This window comes from Bifidobacterium sp. RTP21102st3_E2_RTP21102_210122 (genome assembly GCF_040916945.1).
Classification (GTDB): Bacteria; Actinomycetota; Actinomycetes; order Actinomycetales; family Bifidobacteriaceae; genus Bifidobacterium; species Bifidobacterium longum.
This window is the reverse complement of the sequence record NZ_JBCPAN010000001.1, coordinates 64,263-82,729: the sequence shown is the minus strand read 5'-3', so window position 1 is coordinate 82,729 and position 18,467 is coordinate 64,263. Positions and strand designations below refer to the sequence as shown.

The window sequence follows — 18,467 nt, the reverse complement described above, 5'->3', positions numbered from 1 at the left end:
CGGAAGGAGTGACACGACATGCCGGGCAGCGGATTGGTTAGCCCTTGACGGCACCGGCGGCGAGGCCGGACTGCCAGTAGCGCTGGAGGCCGAGGAACAGCACGATCACGGGCAGCACGCCGAGCAACGCACCCATCATCAGGGCGCCGCGATCGGTGAACGTGGACAGCGAGACCATGCCGTACAGACCGAGGGTCACGGGCTTCAAGGTGTCGGAAGACACCATCATCAACGGCAGCAGGAAGTTGTTCCACGTGGCCACGAACAGGAACAGGAAAATCGTCACCATGGCCGGGGCCAGGAGCCTCAGCACGATGGTGAAGAAGATCCTCGCCTCGCTCGCGCCGTCGATGCGGGCGGCTTCAAGCAGTTCGTCCGGCACCGAACTCTGTGCGTACGTGCGGCCCAGGAAGAAGCCGAACGGCGAAACGCAGCACGGGATGATGATCGAGAGCATAGTGTTGGTCAGGTGCAACGTGTGGAAGATCGAGTACATCGGGATGGTCAGCAGGGCGGACGGCATGAGCATGCAGGCCATAATGATGCCGATGGCCGCGTTCTTGCCGCGGAAGTTGAATTTTGCGGTGGCGTAGCCAGCCATCACAGACACGATGGTGCCGATCAATGCCGAGACGCCCGAGTAGATCAGGGAGTTCAGCACCCAGCGCCAGAAGTTGCCACGAGTCCAGCCAAGCAGCTTGGAATAGTTAGTGGCGATGGCATTGGGCAGCTGGTCAAGCGGCACAGCAAACCACATGCCGTTGCTACCGGTCATCTGGGCCGGCGTCTTGGTGGACGCGATGATGGCCCAGTAAATCGGGAACAGGAAGTAGATCAACACCAGTACCAGCAGCACCACGGTGAGGGTCTTCACGGCCGCGGACGGTCGCATGGAGCGAGGCAAATCGTGTTGCGCAGCCTGACGCTGCTTTTCGAGCTTGCGCTCGGCCTTTTTGCGGGCGCGTGCTTCAACGGTTGCGGAGCTCATTACTCGTTCACCTTCCTTTCGGCCAAGGTGTACAGCACGGCAAGCACACCTGCGATCAGAGCCATGACAATGGCGATGGCCGAGGCCGGACCGTCACCAGACGGGGTAATGGTGCCCTGAGAAGTGTTCATGGCCATCATCATCGGTGTATACGACTTGGAAATACCCGGATCAGCCGTAGACATGATCTGCGGTTCGTTGAACAGCTGAATGGTGCCGACGATGGAAAGCAGCATGGCCAGCAGGGCCGCGCCACGCACGTTCGGCAGCTTGATCTTCGTGGCAATCTGCCAACCATTGGCGCCGTCGATACGGGCGGCCTCATAGAGGTCATGCGGGATGGCCTGCAGTGCGGCAAGGAAAATCAGCATGTTGTAGCCGGTGAAGGTCCATGTGGTGATGTTGGCCATCGAGCCGAGCACGATGTTCTTGTTGAAGAAGTCCACATTGACGCCGATGGCGGCAAGTCCCTTGACGATCGGCGAGATTTGGCCGTTGTACAGGTAGACCCAGATAATCGAGGCCACGACGCCGGGGATGGCGTAGGGCAGGAAGTAGCCCAGACGGAAACCGGTGACATGCTTGACCACGAACGAGTCGATGACGATGGCCAACGCCAGTGCGGCGATGATCATGATCGGCACCTGAATCAGGGTGTAGATCAGCACCCTGCCGACGCCGGACCAGAAGTTGCCGGAAGTAATAGCATACTGGAAGTTCTGGAATCCTACGAATTTATTGACCAGCTCGCCACCGCCGTATGCGCCACCGCCCTCGGTGACCTGACGGAAGAAGCTGGAATAGATGGCCCAGATGATGGGCAAGATGAACACGAAAGTGAACAGGACGGCGAACGGTGCCATGAACGCCCAGCCGGTGCGGTTCTCGCGCTTCTGAGCGCCGGACCGCTTCGGCTTGGCGGCGGCACGCCTAGGTGCTTTGCCCTTCGCCTGAGTAGTGGATGCAGTCATAATACAAAACCTGTCTTTGCAAAGAACAGTAAAAAAATGACAAGGGCCACAGCGCCCCTGCAGCAATACCCCCAAACAATACGGAAGGCCGGAGTATGTGCCCCGGCCTTTCGCTATGGTGATGCGAGGCATCGGAGGTCTTGGACGGCCGGCTATTTCAAGCCGGCCCGTTGACAAGACCTAGTGAGGTCACTCCTTGACGGACAGACCGAGGTTCTTCAGCGTATCCACCGAGGTCTTCTGAGCGGTGTCGAACACATCCGAAACCTTGGCAGAACCATCGGCAGCCTTGGCGGCGGTCTGTTTCATTGCAGCGCCGACTGCGGAGAAGCCAGGCATGTAGGTGAAGTCACCCATGTTGTCGTTCGCGGTCTTGAACTCAGCCATGACATCCTGTCCGCTGAAGTAGTCGGACCACTTCTGCGGGGTCTTGGCATCCGCGGTGGTGGCGGCCACGACAAGGCCCTGGGAGACAAGGTCATCAACCTGGGTGTTGAACCAGTCAAGGAACTCCATGGCTTCGGCCGGGTGCTTGGAACCCTTGAGCACGGCCACACCGGAACCACCATCGGCGCCGGTCTTGGTGCCATTGCCGAACCAGTCACCGAGCTGGGTGACCTTCCACTCACCAGCACCAGTGCCACCGGCGGAATCGATGAACAGTGGGGCTTCCCAAGCGGCGGCCACGGTGCCGATCAGCTGACCGGACTGGATGGAGTTATCAAACGATGCATCCCAACGCGGGTTGGTGAGGGCGGCCTTGTTGTCGATCAGCTGCTGGTAGACATCGGCCACGGCCTTGGAGCCCTTAGTCTGGGTGTTGACAACCCAGGAGTTGCCGTCGACCTTGTACCACGGACCGGAAGCGCCGGCCTGGCCGGACATCATCATCATGGCCTCATCAGGTTGGAAGGTCATGATGTACTTGCCTTGGGCAGCGGTCTTCTTGGCGGTCTCAATGAGCTCGTCAGCGGTCTTCGGCACGGTGATGCCGAGCTTCTCAAATTCAGCGGCGTTGTAGAAGTAAGTCAGCGGGCCGGTGTCCTGCGGCAGACCGTAGGTCTTGCCGTCCACCTGCATCAGTGCGAACGGGACGGAGGCGAAATCGTCCTTGTACTTGGCGGCCTCATCGGTGACATCCTGCAGAAGGCCCTTGGTGAAGACCTCAGGAACCTCGGCGTAACCGACCTGAGCCAAATCCGGCGCATTGCCAGCCTTGACGTCGGTCTCGAGCTTCTTGATCATGTCGGCGGCATTGCCATCGAACTTGGTGGCCTTGACCTGAATGTTCGGGTGCTCCTTGTTCCACTTGGCCACAATGTCGTTGACCAAGGTCATGCCTTCGGAATCGGGCAGACGATGCATATAGGTGATGTTGACCACACCGCCATCGCTGCCGGACTTCGTGTCGCCGGCAGTGTCGCTGCCGCCGCAACCGGCCAAACCAATACCCATTGCTGCTACCGCGGCAAGAGCAGCCACGATGCGCTTGTTGTGCGATACCATATCTCTACTCCTTGCTAGTGAAATCATCACCTCAGCGTGATGACTGATTGCTAATTTAGGCCTTTGCTCTTTTATTGTCAACTTAGCTAACAATTACCGCGCGTCCCGTTGAGGTGAGTGGCATTAAACCGATTCGATGCTCGATTGTGCGGGTTTGTTCATTTCATTAACTCCCCTTACAAAGCAACGTACTTTTGGTCCACCGGTAGACCTAATGAGATATTGGATAGCGGCAACAATCCAAGACGTTAGCTTGCAATCGTCCACCACAAATTGCAAGCACTTGCCAACATTATCGGTTTTCAGGTTGCCGGCGCGATACCCGACTAGGGGGGCACCGCGCCTTAATGAGACGCTACACGAGCAGTCTCAGCAACTGGTAGAGCTGCCACAGGCTACGCACGTTGAAGTGCGTGCCGTCAACCGTGGCGTTCGCCTCGCCATCGCCCACATGGACGATCACGGTGCGCCCGTTCACGGTCAGACTACCGTGCATCGTGATATGATTGCATCTTGCAACCTTGTTGATTAAAGGCGCAAGCCGGTAATCAACGCAAAGGCCCGATGCTGCAAACGTCGGGCCTTTTCTTATCGGCTCACGCCGATTGGCCCGTCATATCAACGGGGACACCGCATGTTACGGCATCACAAACCAATATATCAGCACCCCGGTGGCGATCAAGAAGACAGGTTCCAGAAAAAGAAAAAGGGCCTGGGCATGTTGCCCAGGCCTCGGTTCGCGGACAGGGCGAGATTCGAACTCGCGGAGGGTTGCCCCTCAACGGTTTTCAAGACCGTCTCTTTAGGCCGCTCAGACACCTGTCCTGATGCGCGTTCACACGCGCAAGTATTCATTATACAGAAGGGAGGGATGTTGATATTCGGCAGTGCGGTCGGTCTTGGATTCGCCTGCTGGCTATCAGCGATCTCTCCCTCAGTAATCTCTCCCTCAGTCAGCTACGCTGACAGCTCCCTCATCAGAGGGAGCTAAAGCACGATGAGACTCAGGCCTCCCACTTCGTGGGCTCGATAACTTCCTTGCCGCCCATGTAGGCGCGCATGGCCTTCGGGATCTCGATGGAGCCGTCCTTCTGCTGGTGGTTCTCCATGATAGCGACCAGCCAACGGGTGGTGGCCAGCGTGCCGTTCAGGGTGGAGACCGGGCGGGTGCCGCCGTCTTCCATACGCTCGCGGATGTTCAGGCGGCGAGCCTGGTACTCGGTGCAGTTCGAGGTGGAGGTGAGCTCGCGGTAACGGCCCTGGGTCGGCACCCAAGCCTCGCAGTCGAACTTACGGGCGGCGGAGGAACCGAGGTCGCCGGCGGCGGTATCGATGATGCGGTAGGGCACCTCGACCTTGGCGAGCATCTCCTGTTCCATGGCCAGCAGGTGCTCGTGCTCCTTGTAGGAGTCCTCCTGCTTGGCGTAAACGAACATCTCCACCTTGTCGAACTGGTGGACGCGGATGATGCCGGAAGTATCCTTGCCTGCGGCACCGGCCTCGCGGCGGTAGCAGGAGGACCAACCGCAGTAGCGCAGCGGGCCGTTGCCGAGGTCGAGGATCTCGTTCTCGTGCATGCCGGCGAGCGCCACTTCGGAAGTGCCGACCAGGTACTGGTCATCGGGCTCGCGCAGACGGTAGATCTCGTCGGCGTGGGAGTTCAGGAAGCCGGTGCCGCGCATGACCTCGGGGCGCACGAGCGTCGGGGTGATGGCCAGCGTGAAGCCGTGCTCTTCGGCCTGGTCCACGGCCATGGTGAGCATGGCAATCTGCATGCGGGCCACCTGGCCACGCAGGAAATAGAAGCGGGAGCCGCCGACCTTGACGCCGCGGCGCATGTCGATGCCGGCCACGCCGGTGCCGAGGGTCAGGTGGTCCTTGGGCTCGAAGCCTTCGGCCGCGAAGTCGCGAATCTGGCCAACCTTCTTGACGACCACGTAGTCATCCTCGCCGCCTTCGGGAGCTTCGGGCTCCACGATGTTGGAGAGCTTCCACATGGCGGTGGTGTATTCCTCGGCTGCGGAATCGGCCTTGGACTTGTATTCGGAGACCTTCTGGGACAGTTCCTTGGTTTCGGCGATGAGCTTGGCCTTCTCGTCCGCCGGGGCGGAGGCGACTTTCTTGCCGATTTCCTTCTGCTGGGCGCGAGCCTCTTCGAAGGCCTTCAGCGCCTCACGACGTGCGGTGTCGGAGGAGAGCACTTCGTCGACGAGTTCCACGGACTCGCCGCGCTTGCGCTGGGATTCCTTGACGATATCGGTGTGTTCACGGATGAATTGAATATCAAGCATGGGCACCAGACTAGCCGCGTAAGCAGACACCGACAATGGCCGAATGCGCGGGAGTCACGCGCAAGTCACGCGGAAATCACAGGGAAGCCCGGGAAAGTCCGTGGACGGGTCCACCCGGCCAATTTCGTCAGATGAGACGCGATTGAACCATAATCACGCCCCACGGGGCTGTTGCGTGCAGGAAATGTTCACGTACGGCGCACCATGGGCGCAAACGACCTCCCCACCGATAACAATAGGAGCCATGCCTCAGCCTGCCCTCACCGTGTTTCTGATCATCGCCGCAATCGCCATTGTGGCGGTGCTCATCGCCGTCATCGTCATCGCCCTGCGCGCGCAGCGCCGCCGCAAGCTGGCTCAGACGCTGGAGAAGCGCCGGGACGACGAGGTGCAGTACGCCTTCATCGTGAATCCGTCCAAACCGCAGGCCGAAGCCCGCCGGCTGCATATCCAGAGGTTCTGCGAGGCCAAGGGGCTCAATCGCATCCGTTTCTACGACACTCAGCTTGATAAGGACGGCAGGGTTTGCGCGCTGGAGGCACTGGAGGACGGCGCCGACGTGGTGATTGCGGTCGGCGGCGACGGCACAGTGCGCACGGTGGCGAGCGCCGTCTCCGGCACCGGCCATGCGCTGGGCATTATCCCCATCGGCACCGGCAACCTGTTTGCCCGCAATATGGGCATCCCCGTGGACGATATCGACGCCGCACTGACCGTGGCCACCTCCCACGGCTCCCGCTTGGTGGATATGGGTCGTCTTACTTTGCTCGATCATCCGGAGGACGATCACGGCCATGCCTTCCTGATCATCGCCGGCATCGGATTCGATGCGGCCATGATCGACGACACCGATCCGGAGCTTAAAGCGAATATCAGCTGGCTCGCCTACTTCGTGGGCGGTGTGAAGAACCTGTTCGCACCGAAGTTCCACGGCGATCTGACCGTCACCAGCGCCGACGGTTCGACTCACACCATCAAGCGTCTCGATTTCCGTACGGTAATGGCCGGCAACTGCGGCCAGATTCCCATGTTCTCGCTGATGCCGGCGGCATCCTATGACGATGGTCTGCTGGACTTCGAAATCATCGACACCACCGGCGGCATCCTTGGCTGGGCCAATCTGTTCGGCGACGTGGTGCATCAGACGATTATCGGCAAGCCCGAACAGAACCCGCTGTCCACGAACTCGACCATCGAACAGGTTCAGGGCGTCAGTGCCGAAATCACATTGGAAAAGCCGGCCAAAGCGCAGGTGGACGGCGACATGCTACCGGAGACCAAACATATTCGTTTCTCAGTGGATCATCGCGCGCTGATCGTGCGCGTACCCGACGCCTCCGCGCTGGAAAAGACCGCACAGGCCGCTGCCTCAAACGCCACCTCGGATTTCGCCGAAATGACCGGCACGCTCGAGCCGATTCGCTGATCCGCTACGATGCGTGGCCGGTGACTCGGGCGACGTGCATTGCCAGATAGGCGGTTTCGTCGTCGCTGATATCCGTGTCGAGGCGCAGTTCGAGCAGGGAGGCGATGGTTCGCGCGCATCGTAGCGCGGCGGGATAGGACTCACGAATCACCTTCATCACCGGTGCCGGCTCATCCGTCAGTTGCTGGTGCTGGTGGATGCGTACGAACAGGTAACGCAGATGGGTGATGAACCTGCCCACATTCACGGAACTGCGGTCCAACGTGATGCCGTAGCTGTGGTCGATAATGTCAAGCAGTTGCTGGATCACGCCCGTCATCGTATACGTATAGGACAGGTCGCCGGTGGCGAAGCCGGCGTTGACCAGATGCATGGCAAGCGCGGTGGCCTCGCCGTCCGGCAGCGTGACGTCGAGCCGCGCATTGAGCGATGCGAGCATCGCACGCCCCTGCGCGTATTCCTGCGGGTACAGGTTGCTCACCTCGCCGAGCAGCGGGTAGGTAATGTCGATGCCGCGCCGCACCCGCTCCACCGCATTCGCCACGTGATCCGACAAGGCCATGACCAGCGTGGTGCTGCCGGTCTCACGCTCCCCCAGTCCGGCTTCCTGCATGGATTCGACGACCACGCGGATGATTTCGGGCGGAATGTCCGCCAGCATCTGCGCCAGATGGTCCGGGTCACGCCCGTCCGACGGCACGAAGGTGCGCACGACTTTCGACTCGTCGACCGTCTGCCCCGGCTTGGCCTGGAACCCCAGTCCACGGCCGGTGAGAATCACCTCACCGCCGTCGCCGCCTTTGGCGAGCACGACGTTGTTGTTGAACACTCGCAGTATTTCCATGGCATCCTTTCGCAACGTCATTGTTCCACATCGATGATCGGGCTGCCGGCTGATACGGTTTTGCAGTCACCGCCGTTGTTGTCGCCGCTACCGTCGCCGATCAACGGCGTGACCACGGTCAGTTCAGCGGCGTTGACCACCGTCACCACCACCACAACGCTGTGCCCGGCCGCCGCGACTTTGCCGAAATCCACGGTGGCCAGTGGCTCTCCCGCCGCGATCCGCTCGCCTTTAGCCACGACCACAGCGAATCCCTCGCCATCCATATCGACGGTGTCAATGCCGATATGAACCAGCACCTCGATGCCGCCATCGGTTTTAATGCCGAAGGCATGGCCGGTTCGGGCCACGGTTTTCAGCATGCCACTGACCGGTGCGAGCACGGCTGTCTCACCGGTCGTCTCCGGCACGACGCCTACGCCCTCCCCCAGCGCGCGGGAGGCGAACACCGGATCGCCAGTCGCTTCCAGATTCACCAGCCGGCCGGCGACCGGCGACAAGATGGCGTTGGAGTCAAGAGCCCGATCAGGGGCAGCCCGCGATGGAGAATCTTCCGCAGACTCCACATCCGACACGGTCGTGTCAATCCCCCTCGCCATATCCTGCGGGCGTGCGTTCTCGTCTGCCGAGACCATCTGCGTCTTGGTGGCGCGCGACGGCGTGCGGTACCCGAACAACACCGTCAACACCATCGCCATTACAAACGCAACGGCGATGGACAGCGCGTACACCCACATCCGATCGAACACCGGAATCGTCAGCAACGAGGAGAAGGCGAATGCCGTAGTCGTAACGCCCCGGACCATCTGGCCGGATGGCAGCACGGACGGGAACAGCCAGCCGAACACCGCGCTGGTCACTCCGCCGGCCGCGCAGCCGGCGAGCAGCCAGCGGTAGACGCGGCGGTGATGCAGATGGATGCCGTACAGGCTCAGTTCCGAAACGCCACCCAGCAATCCCGCGAGCAACGCCCCCACCGCGGTCTGCCGCATGGCCGAATCCTTGCCGCGTACGGCCAGCACGAGTACGCCGGCGGTGGCACCGAAGCAGGCGAAGTTCCATACACCCATCGGACCTTGGACGAAGTCGTAGCCGAGCGTCTGAATGTTCATCAGTATCAGGGCGTTCAACGGCCAGTGCAGACCGAGCGGCACGAGAAACGGGTAGAGCATCGGGATGATGAGCGCGAACAGGAATGGCACGTGCGCGTTAAGCCATGCTGTGGCCGCTCCCAGCCCGCTGCCGAGCCATATTCCCAGAGGCCCGATAACCAGTATGGTGAGCGCAAAAACGACGACCAGTGAGAGGAATGGCACGAACACCAGCTGTACGCTGTCGGGAATGACGCGCTTCAGCCCGCGGTAGACCACGGCGAGCACGGCGGCCATGAGCAATGGTACGAAGATGTTGCCACTGTAGTCGTTGAGTTGAATCGGTATGCCGAACGCCGACACGGTGCAGGTTTCGGTGCCGAATGTGGCGGTGGCCGAGCATTGAATCTCCCCGGAGAGAGCGCTGGATACGGACGTCCCGGACATTCCGGACATCACGCCAGTAAGCTGCGGGGTCATAAGCGCGGCCATAATCGCACCGCCGAGCCAAGGGTCGACGTCCAGTTTCTTGGCCGCATTGTAAGCGATCATAATCGGCAGAACGGTGAACACACCCTCCCAAATCGCCTTGAGTAGTATCCAACCGGTGGACGTCTCGCCATCAGGCACAATGCCGAGTGCAACGATCACGTTGACGATGGCGATGACCAGCGAGGCACCGAGTAGCACGCCCAGAATCGGGCGGAACGAGTCGGACAGGTAGTCGAAAAACGCGGCAGCCCGGGCACGGGCGGCACTGCCCCACTCGCGGATGGTACGAGGCATGAAGTGACGGGATGTATTGGCTGGGCCGTGACTCTGCTCGGTGTCGGTGGCAGTATCGCGCGATGGTGCGGCATCGTCGGAAAGGTACGGCGCGGACTGCGCGGGTTGCGTGGGCTGTGTGGATTGCGCTGACTGCGCGGGCTGCGCTGGCTGAGTGGGCTGCATTGACTGAGTGGGTTGCGTTGACTGCGACGCTGACTGCATCACTGCCGATGGCAATTGCGCTGCCGGCATCAATCGCGCCGTCCGCAGCCGAACGATCTGCTCGTACACCGAGGCGACCGCTCCGCCGATGATGACCTGATAACGATTGCCGGCTCGCAGGAATGCACCGAGGACTCCGGGGATGGATTCAAGACCGTGCTGGTTGACATGGCCGGCATCGGCCAGTTCGAAGTGCAGTCGCGTGGCGCAATGGGTCAGGCTGGTAATGTTCGCGGGGCCGCCGACGGCATCGACGATGCGCGCCGCAATCACTGCAGGCGTTGCGTTCGATGCGTTCGCCACGGTTCCTCCTTGCTGCCGTATGCCACTGTGTTCCATTATCGGCGCTGGGTGCCCCAAAAGCACGGCAATGCCGGCAAAGCATCGCGAAACGGCAACTATGCGCTACGGTGCTCCGCGATGGTGTCCCGCCATAATGTTCCGCGATGATGCTTCGCCACACCCGTTCTCCGTATTTGCCGCAGCGCCCATTCCGACATCATTCCACCATGCAGAATCCTGCAATCGTTGTCAAAAATCATCGTTTTTTGCTGCCTATTCGGAGTGTCGCGACCGAGAAAGTCGTATCCTATCTTTCACACACGTTGCGTAGCAGGGTTGTTACTCAAAATGAGGCAAGACCTGGAGTGACGTGGAATTTGCGTATCGTAATATGCGAATTCCACGTTGTTCCAGGTCTTTTTTGTTTTCGGGCGACTTCAGGCAATCGAAGCCTGACCTTGCATGCGGCAGAGGGGCCACGCGGCAGGCGCGGCCCGTCAACGGCGAAAGGACAAGGCAATGACGACGACGGCATCACCCGTATCGAAGCAGACGGCATCCGCGGCACAGGAGACCGGCGCAACCGGGGCGGCGGCCACCACAATCGAAACCATCGAAACCGGCGTGGCCGGAGTGGCGGGCGCGGCCACAAACGCGGCAGCCAACGCAATCGAGGACCTCGAAGCCGCCGAATCGCACGGCTTCTCCACGCGCTTCCCGCTCAACAGCGCATTCATCTTCACCTTCGGCGCGCTCGGCGGCATGCTGTTCGGTTTCGACACCGGCATCATCTCCGGCGCCTCCCCGCTTATCGAATCGGACTTCGGCCTGAGCGTCTCTCAGACCGGTTTCATCACCTCCTCGGTGCTGATCGGCTCGTGCGCAGGCGCGCTGTCGATCGGCGCACTGTCTGACCGGTTCGGCCGCAAGAAGCTGCTCATCGTCTCCGCGCTGCTGTTCCTGCTCGGCTCAGGCCTGTGCGCCTCCTCCACCGGATTCGCGATGATGGTGTGCGCCCGCATCATCCTGGGTCTCGCCGTCGGCGCGGCCTCCGCCCTGACCCCGGCGTACTTGGCCGAACTGGCGCCGAAGGAGCGTCGCGGCTCACTGTCCACGCTGTTCCAGCTCATGGTCACCTTCGGCATTCTGCTGGCCTACGCCTCCAACCTCGGATTCCTGAACCACAACCTCTTCGGCATCCGCGACTGGCGCTGGATGCTCGGTTCGGCGCTGGTGCCGGCCGCCTTGTTGCTGCTCGGCGGCCTGTTGCTGCCCGAATCCCCGCGTTATCTGGTGAACAAGGGCGACACCCGCAACGCCTTCAAAGTGCTTACGCTGATTCGCAAGGACGTGGATCAGACCCAGGTGCAGATTGAGCTGGACGAAATCAAGGCCGTGGCCGCACAGGACACCAAGGGTGGCGTGCGCGAACTGTTCCGTATCGCTCGTCCGGCGCTGGTGGCCGCCATCGGTATCATGCTGTTCCAGCAGCTCGTGGGCATCAACTCGGTGATCTACTTCCTGCCGCAGGTGTTCATCAAAGGCTTCGGCTTCCCTGAAGGCGACGCAATCTGGGTGTCGGTGGGCATCGGCGTGGTGAACTTCGTGAGCACCATCGTGGCCACGCTTATCATGGATCGCTTCCCGCGCAAGGGCGTGCTGATCTTCGGTTCCATCGTGATGACCGTTTCGCTCGCAGTGCTCGCCGTGATGAACTTCGTGGGCGACGTGGCCGTGCTGGCCGTGCCGACGATGATTCTCATCGCTTTCTATATCCTCGGCTTTGCGGTCTCGTGGGGCCCGATCGCCTGGGTGCTTATCGGTGAGATCTTCCCGCTGAGCGTGCGCGGCATCGGCTCCTCCTTCGGCTCGGCGGCGAACTGGCTGGGCAACTTCATCGTCTCCCAGTTCTTCCTCGTGCTGCTCGATGCGTTCGGCAACAATGTGGGCGGCCCGTTCGCGATTTTCGGCGTGTTTTCGGCCCTGTCCATCCCGTTCGTGATGCGCTTGGTGCCCGAGACCAACGGCAAGTCGCTGGAGGAAATCGAGGAGGAAATGACCAAGCGCTAGACAACCGGCACACGATTCGCACAAAAGTTGACAACTCTTAACATAATCGTACCCAACGTGGCGAAAAAACGTGGCAGAATAGGGAGCATGGTAGCAAACAATGCGGGTCAGCCCGCCACCCCAGCAGATCTGATCAATGTCGATGAGGTTATCGGCAAATACTATGACCTCGTCCCCGATCCCGAAGTCCCCGAGCAGCGTGTCATCTTCGGCACCTCCGGCCACCGCGGATCGTCCCTGAAGACCTCGTTCAACGAGGCCCACATCATCGCCATCTCCCAGGCCATCGCCGAATACCGCAAGAAGGCCGGCGTCACCGGCCCGCTGTACCTCGGCTCCGACACCCACGCGCTGTCCGGCCCGGCCAAGAAGACCGCCATCGAGGTGCTCGTCGCCAACGGCGTGCACGTACGCGTCGATTCCCGTGACGACTTCGTGCCCACCCCGGTGGTCTCCCAGGCCATCCTGACCCACAACCGTGCGGCCGACGGCACCCAGCGCTTCGAGGGCGAGGGCCTCGCCGACGGCATCGTCGTCACGCCGTCCCACAACCCGCCCACCGACGGTGGCTTCAAGTACGACCCCGTCACCGGCGGCCCGGCTCCGGCCGAGACCACCAATGCCATCGCCGCTCGCGCCAACGAGCTGCTCGGCGACTTCAAGTCCATCAAGCGTGTGCCCTACGAGGAGGCCATCAAGTCCGAGTACGTCGAGGGCTTCGACTTCCGCGAGCACTACGTGGACGACCTGGAGAACGTCATCGACTTCGACGTGATCCGCAACTCCGGCGTGCGTCTGGGCATCGATCCACTCGGCGGCGCTTCCGTGAACTACTGGCCGCTCATCAACGAGAAGTACGGCCTGAACATCGGCGTGGTGCGTCCTGAGGTCGACCCGACCTGGCGCTTCATGACCATCGACCACGACGGCAAGATCCGCATGGACCCGTCTTCCCCGTACGCCATGAAGGGCCTGGTCGACGAGCTCAACGCCGGCGCTTGGGACAAGTACGATCTGGTCGGCGGCACCGACCCGGACGCCGACCGTCACGGCATCGTCTGCCCGAACTGGGGCGTGATGAACCCGAACCACTACATCGCCGTGTGCGTGGAGTACCTGTTCGGCGGCAACCGTCCGGGCTGGCCTGAGGGCGCAGCCGTGGGCAAGACGCTGGTCTCCTCTTCCCTGATCGACCGCGTGGCCGCATCGATCAACGCGAAGGTCATCGAAGTGCCGGTGGGCTTCAAGTGGTTCGTGGACCCGCTGTTCAGCGGCGAAGTCGCCTTCGGCGGCGAGGAGAGCTCCGGCATGAGCTTCCTGCGCAAGGATGGCCGCGTGTGGACCACCGATAAGGATGGTCTGATCCCCGACCTGCTGGCCGCCGAGATCACTGCCAAGACCGGCAAGAACCCGGCCCAGCTTCACCAGGAGCAGGTCGAGCGCTTCGGCGAGTCTTGGTACAAGCGCGTCGACACCCCGACCACACTGGAGCAGAAGGCCAAGTTCGCCAAGCTGACCGGTGATGATGTGGCCGCCACGCAGCTGGCTGGCGAAGACATCACCGCCAAGCTGACCGAGGCACCGGGCAACCACGCCAAGATCGGCGGTCTGAAGGTCACCACCAAGGACAACTGGTTCGCCGCCCGCCCCTCCGGCACCGAGAACATCTACAAGGTGTACGCCGAGTCCTTCGTCTCCCCCGAGGCTCTGGACAAGGTACTCGACGAGGCCACCGTCGTGGTCGACAAGGCCCTGAGCGAGTGAAATCGCTGCGTTAGTCGCGTTCACCGCAACTAATAAGGCTCTGCATTGGATTCATGCAATCCACTGCAGAGCTTTTTTAGCGCATATGCAGTTCGCGACCACTGAAACACGCAGGTCAACGGTTCTCCTCATGCACCGTGACCGCATTTTCTCAACATCACTGCAGGGCAGGACGGCCATATGGCCGCGAAACGTTCGCCTGCCTACCATCATCATTGTGGGGTCACAGCGGCCAGATGACCACCGAAGCGTTCGGTCGGCTTGCATCATGGTCGAGTTTTAACATCGTTGTGGGACGCCACGACGAATTTGCCCATTCCAGAGTTGCCATCCCACAAAAGCGTGGGACAACAGCTAAGTCAATCGTTTTACATTTTCCCCATCCCACACACTCAAACTGGAAACCCCGGAAAGACGCCATTCCTGCCACACCCGTCACAGCCATTACCCGAGGGGCCGTGGGACGCCACGCAAAAATCGGCAAAACACGCGTAGCGTCCCACACCCATTGGCGCAAATCCACGCTCAATGCACCGACAACACCCCCAATCGACCACTATGACACATTTCCCTCCACAATCGAACACTAGTCATTCACGAAATCCATCACTACGAGGCATCGCAATCGAACGGCATGCAATATCAAGCACACACCACAACAACAGGTCGTACAAATATTGCCTTTACATCAGTCCGTTTCGAACATCATGGTCACAGCAGGCTCTGCGCCAACTCTTCAAGAGACATGGCAACTACATGAAACTCGAATACGGCACCGCGCGAAGCAAGCGCCCTCGCCACGTTGAAAGCGAATTCAGCACGAGTATCCTCGTTAGCGATACTTGCCGCCGTGGCGATGAAGACCAGCCATCTCCGCCCGACCAGCATGCCCCTTTTCTCTTGGTCACGGCGCCATTGAGTCTTACTCGTACGATGATGATCGCCATCATATTCAACAGCGACCTTGAACTCTGGCCACGCTAAGTCCAACGTTATGGGAGCTCCAGATGCAAAAGCCGCGTCCGGCACCACATAGTTCGCAACCGGCTGTGGAATCCCATGCGCCACCAGAGAGAGTCGTTCTTCTGATTCTTTGGGCGAATCAGCACCAGGTGATATCAGAGGCAATGCTCGAACGCAGGACGGGCGCCCTCTGAATCGGGTAAATTGCTCCACGAACTTCACCAGATCCTGATAGATTGCAGCAGCATCACGATCCTTAGCCAATACTGGCTGTTTGCTCGTAGCAGTAATGACGGCATCCCCGAGCACAATCAGAGACTCAAAAGAAACATACGGGGCAAGTTGAGCCCATACGTGAAACAGGTCCAGCGCAAACACGTGTTGGTTCATTTCCACATTGGCGGCTTTAGCCGCATGTTTCCAAATATGCGTTTGCAGTGGTGCATGGCGTGTACGAAACCGCTTGCTCTTAACGCTGGATACAGTGTGCAGCTTGGCCGAGTCGAGGTCGCAATCGGCGGGAATCGGTACGGATTGCAGAGCGAGGGAAGTGGTCATGCCGAAAAGCAGCTTCTTGCCCGCCCGTTTCGCTTCCTCAGTGCAGCGTGCGACCATGTCGCGTTTGCGCTGGGCGAGGCTTTCGCTCATGGTCGGTGTCGCTGCAGAATCATGTGCACCACTGTTCGGCGATGACGAGTCGCGAGAAGTCGGGTATTTCGAGTCAGTAGAAAATGACCCCGCAAATTCGTGCGGAACAAAAACTGCCTCCGATTCTTCCGGAGGCTGATCGTATATAGAGCCTGGCAGAGCTCCATAGTTGGTGATGCCGTCGGTCATCCTGTTCATGACACCACCATATGGGTAGTGGGTGCGGAAACGGAAGCCGATCCGAGGTATGTGGTCCTAGCTTCACTTACGCACATTCATTGTGGATAACCATGTGGACACCTCACTTATACACATAGTCACCCACCTCTTCAACCCCGATTTGACACACTAACTGTATCTGATATGATTACAGTATCATAACTGTACACATCATAGTTACAGTATCGACTCGGTAAGGAGGTCGTTTCATGAACGGCGACCATTCACTGGCAGTGCACGCATTGGTCTACCTTGACCATCGCGCCACACACCTGCCCAGTCAGATCCTGGCCGAGAACATATGTACCAATGCGGCGCGCGTGCGCAAAGTAATGCGACCGCTCGCCTCAGCCGGACTCATCGCCACTAAAGAAGGTACCGAAGGCGGGTACGCTCTGGCCCGGCCCGCCGCCGAAATCACTTTGCGCGCGGTAGCGGAAGCCACCGGCACCACTTTTGTGAAAGTGAACTGGACACCGGGCGACGTACACGAGGACTGTCTGGTGTCATCTTCAATGGGCGCAGTGATGGATGACATCTATGCCGGGCTCAACCGCACTTGCCTCGAACAACTCGAACACACCACCATCCACGACATCACCGAACAGATATTCAGCGAGCGCAAAGGCTAATAATCCCGCGCGTTTCCCCTAGCCAGCATCAGTCGATAACGCTTCGGCAGTCAAAGAAGAAAACAGACGCCGCACGGCACACAACACATCAGCACAACGCACTCTTATCACTCGAATACGTAAGGAAGTAACCATGTCCATCAGCACACCCAATGCCATCAGCACACCCAGCACCTCCCCCACTATCACCGCCGACGCCCTGATCATCGGATTCGGCAAGGGCGGCAAAACCTTGGCCGCCAAGCTCAGTGCAGCCGGCCGCAAGGTCGTCATCGCCGAGGCAAGCGCCAACATGTACGGCGGCACCTGCATCAATATCGGATGCTTGCCGTCCAAGTCACTGATTTTGTCCGCCGAACAGGCGCGGCGGGATGGCGCGAACAGTACTCCCGAAACCCGCGAAGCAGCGTTCGAGGCTGCTATCAAGGAGAAGCGCCGCGTCACTTCGATGCTGCGCGACAAGAACTATCACAAGCTCGCCGACCAAGACAACATCACCGTAATCACCGGCCGCGCTCACTTCACCGGCCCTCATAGCGTGGAAATCGCCACCGCTGAGGGCCCGGTCGCCGTGACCGCCAGCAAGATCTTCATCAATACCGGTGCCACGCCGCGCATTCCGGATATTCCCGGTATCAGCACTACGCCCGGCGTCTACACCAGCACTGGACTGATGGATCTCGACGATATGCCGCAGCGACTGGTGATTATCGGTTCAGGATTCATTGGACTTGAGTTTGCCTCGATGTTTGCCGATTTCGGCACGGCGGTTACCGTGCTGCAGCACAATGCCGAGTTCCTGCCGCGCGAGGATGCGGATGTGGCGGCCGCGATTCGCGCACAGTTGGAAGCGCAGGGCGTCAAGTTCCTGTTCAACGCGGATACCAAGGCCATCGCGCCCGCTGCTGACGGCGGCGTCAGGTTGTCCGTTGCGGTGAAGGGTATGACTCGCGGCGCATCGCAAGCTTGCGATTCCACCCCCGCCGGCACCGGGAACGCTCATACCGATATCACCGGTGCCGCCGACGCCGCCGACACTGCAACAACCACCAGCCCTACTAGCAACCCGACCGATCACGCCACGATGTCACACGTTCAAACGAAACCATCAGACGATGGCGAGCCGCGGTTCGCCGAACCGGCTGAAGCCCGATTCTGCCTGACCACCGACGCGGTACTGGTGGCCACCGGACGTACGCCGAACGTTGAGGGACTGCATCTTGAGGCAGCTGGCGTGGAGCTCACCGAACGCGGTGCTGTGAAAGTCGACGAGCTTCTGCGCACCACAGCAGCCGACATTTGGGCTCTGGGCGATGTGAACGGCGGCCCGCAGCACACGTACATTTCGCTGGATGACTATCGCGTGGTGTGGTCGCAGCTCAATGGTTCCGACCATCCGTACACGGTGAAGGACCGCAAGCATGTGCCGTCGAGCACATTCCTCGCCACGCCTTACTCGCGCGTGGGATTGAATGAGCGCGAGGCGAAGGCGGCTGGATTGGATTATGTGGTCAAGCGATTGCCGGTGGCCGCTGTGCCGAAGGCCCAGGTAATGCGGCGACCGGATGGTCTGATGAAGGCGATTGTGGAACGCAATACTGGCCGCATTCTGGGTGCGATGCTGCTTTCCGCCGAGTCGCACGAGGTAATCAATATCGTCAAGTTGGCGATGGATCTTGACGCGCCGGCCAGCACGTTGCGTGATATGGTGTTCACGCATCCGACGATTGCCGAGGCACTGAACGACTTGCTCGCGTAGTTTGTTCGCATAGCACGCCCGCG

At 60.2% G+C, this 18,467-nt stretch carries 13 protein-coding genes and 1 tRNA gene; 5 read left to right on the top strand and 9 right to left on the bottom strand.

Going from position 1 to position 18,467, the window contains the following annotated elements; translation table 11 throughout:
* Positions 1–37: 37 nt before the first annotated feature.
* The 6 genes from AB5287_RS00410 to serS form a co-directional block, all read right to left on the bottom strand.
* Positions 38–988: a carbohydrate ABC transporter permease gene (locus AB5287_RS00410; protein WP_010081657.1), complete on the bottom strand. Its 951-nt coding sequence runs from the start codon at positions 986–988 to the stop codon at positions 38–40.
* Entirely contained in the window at positions 988–1,959 is a 972-nt protein-coding gene (locus tag AB5287_RS00405) for a carbohydrate ABC transporter permease (protein ID WP_008782951.1), read from the bottom strand. The genes AB5287_RS00410 and AB5287_RS00405 overlap by 1 nt, the downstream gene beginning before the upstream one ends.
* Positions 1,960–2,148: 189 nt before the next feature.
* Positions 2,149–3,465 (bottom strand): ABC transporter substrate-binding protein, encoded by a 1,317-nt coding sequence (locus AB5287_RS00400; protein WP_368220336.1) that lies wholly within the window; start codon positions 3,463–3,465, stop codon positions 2,149–2,151.
* A gap of 355 nt (positions 3,466–3,820) precedes the next feature.
* Complete coding sequence (locus AB5287_RS00395) at positions 3,821–3,961, bottom strand: hypothetical protein (protein WP_007052328.1); 141 nt, start codon at positions 3,959–3,961, stop codon at positions 3,821–3,823.
* Positions 3,962–4,205: 244 nt separating this feature from the next.
* Positions 4,206–4,290: transfer RNA gene (locus tag AB5287_RS00390), tRNA-Ser, on the bottom strand.
* A 179-nt stretch (positions 4,291–4,469) separates the two neighbouring features.
* Positions 4,470–5,756: a serine--tRNA ligase gene (gene serS / locus AB5287_RS00385; protein ID WP_007052327.1), complete on the bottom strand. Its 1,287-nt coding sequence runs from the start codon at positions 5,754–5,756 to the stop codon at positions 4,470–4,472.
* A 244-nt stretch (positions 5,757–6,000) separates the two neighbouring features.
* On the opposite strand from serS, the gene AB5287_RS00380 reads away from it, so the two are divergent.
* A complete protein-coding gene (locus AB5287_RS00380) occupies positions 6,001–7,182 on the top strand; it encodes a diacylglycerol kinase family protein (protein ID WP_207122246.1) in 1,182 nt (393 codons plus the stop codon).
* Between the two features lie 4 nt (positions 7,183–7,186).
* Here the strand turns inward: AB5287_RS00380 and AB5287_RS00375 are convergent, their stop codons facing one another.
* The gene (locus AB5287_RS00375) at positions 7,187–8,026 is read right to left on the bottom strand and encodes a PRD domain-containing protein (RefSeq protein WP_008782955.1); all 840 of its coding nucleotides are present in this window, start codon (positions 8,024–8,026) and stop codon (positions 7,187–7,189) included.
* A 17-nt stretch (positions 8,027–8,043) separates the two neighbouring features.
* Positions 8,044–10,410 (bottom strand): glucose PTS transporter subunit IIA, encoded by a 2,367-nt coding sequence (locus tag AB5287_RS00370; protein ID WP_224063151.1) that lies wholly within the window; start codon positions 10,408–10,410, stop codon positions 8,044–8,046.
* 498 nt (positions 10,411–10,908) lie between these two features.
* Here AB5287_RS00370 and AB5287_RS00365 point away from each other — a divergent pair, with 498 nt between their 5' ends.
* Together AB5287_RS00365 and pgm are read left to right on the top strand one after the other, a co-directional pair.
* On the top strand, positions 10,909–12,459 hold the full coding sequence (locus tag AB5287_RS00365; RefSeq protein ID WP_368220333.1) for a sugar porter family MFS transporter: 1,551 nt from the start codon (positions 10,909–10,911) through the stop codon (positions 12,457–12,459).
* A gap of 87 nt (positions 12,460–12,546) precedes the next feature.
* Complete coding sequence (gene pgm, locus AB5287_RS00360) at positions 12,547–14,223, top strand: phosphoglucomutase (alpha-D-glucose-1,6-bisphosphate-dependent) (RefSeq protein ID WP_007052321.1); 1,677 nt, start codon at positions 12,547–12,549, stop codon at positions 14,221–14,223.
* A gap of 711 nt (positions 14,224–14,934) precedes the next feature.
* On the opposite strand, the gene AB5287_RS00355 is transcribed toward pgm, so the two are convergent.
* On the bottom strand, positions 14,935–16,032 hold the full coding sequence (locus tag AB5287_RS00355) for a hypothetical protein (RefSeq protein ID WP_053496328.1): 1,098 nt from the start codon (positions 16,030–16,032) through the stop codon (positions 14,935–14,937).
* A 230-nt stretch (positions 16,033–16,262) separates the two neighbouring features.
* Here AB5287_RS00355 and AB5287_RS00350 point away from each other — a divergent pair, with 230 nt between their 5' ends.
* Together AB5287_RS00350 and AB5287_RS00345 are read left to right on the top strand one after the other, a co-directional pair.
* Positions 16,263–16,685, top strand: coding sequence for an Rrf2 family transcriptional regulator (locus AB5287_RS00350; protein WP_227248251.1), 423 nt, complete (start codon positions 16,263–16,265; stop codon positions 16,683–16,685).
* Positions 16,686–16,818: 133 nt separating this feature from the next.
* Entirely contained in the window at positions 16,819–18,444 is a 1,626-nt protein-coding gene (locus AB5287_RS00345; RefSeq protein WP_368220329.1) for an FAD-dependent oxidoreductase, read from the top strand.
* The last annotated feature ends 23 nt before the right edge of the window (positions 18,445–18,467 follow it).

Coding starts and splice junctions, on each gene's coding strand:
- AB5287_RS00355 (WP_053496328.1), bottom strand. CDS start 16,032: ATGAACAGGATGACCGACGGCATCACCAACTATGGAGCTCTGCCAGGC.
- AB5287_RS00380 (WP_207122246.1), top strand. CDS start 6,001: ATGCCTCAGCCTGCCCTCACCGTGTTTCTGATCATCGCCGCAATCGCC.
- AB5287_RS00350 (WP_227248251.1), top strand. CDS start 16,263: ATGAACGGCGACCATTCACTGGCAGTGCACGCATTGGTCTACCTTGAC.
- AB5287_RS00410 (WP_010081657.1), bottom strand. CDS start 988: ATGAGCTCCGCAACCGTTGAAGCACGCGCCCGCAAAAAGGCCGAGCGC.
- AB5287_RS00400 (WP_368220336.1), bottom strand. CDS start 3,465: ATGGTATCGCACAACAAGCGCATCGTGGCTGCTCTTGCCGCGGTAGCA.
- AB5287_RS00365 (WP_368220333.1), top strand. CDS start 10,909: ATGACGACGACGGCATCACCCGTATCGAAGCAGACGGCATCCGCGGCA.
- AB5287_RS00395 (WP_007052328.1), bottom strand. CDS start 3,961: ATGCACGGTAGTCTGACCGTGAACGGGCGCACCGTGATCGTCCATGTG.
- serS (WP_007052327.1), bottom strand. CDS start 5,756: ATGCTTGATATTCAATTCATCCGTGAACACACCGATATCGTCAAGGAA.
- AB5287_RS00405 (WP_008782951.1), bottom strand. CDS start 1,959: ATGACTGCATCCACTACTCAGGCGAAGGGCAAAGCACCTAGGCGTGCC.
- AB5287_RS00375 (WP_008782955.1), bottom strand. CDS start 8,026: ATGGAAATACTGCGAGTGTTCAACAACAACGTCGTGCTCGCCAAAGGC.
- AB5287_RS00345 (WP_368220329.1), top strand. CDS start 16,819: ATGTCCATCAGCACACCCAATGCCATCAGCACACCCAGCACCTCCCCC.
- pgm (WP_007052321.1), top strand. CDS start 12,547: ATGGTAGCAAACAATGCGGGTCAGCCCGCCACCCCAGCAGATCTGATC.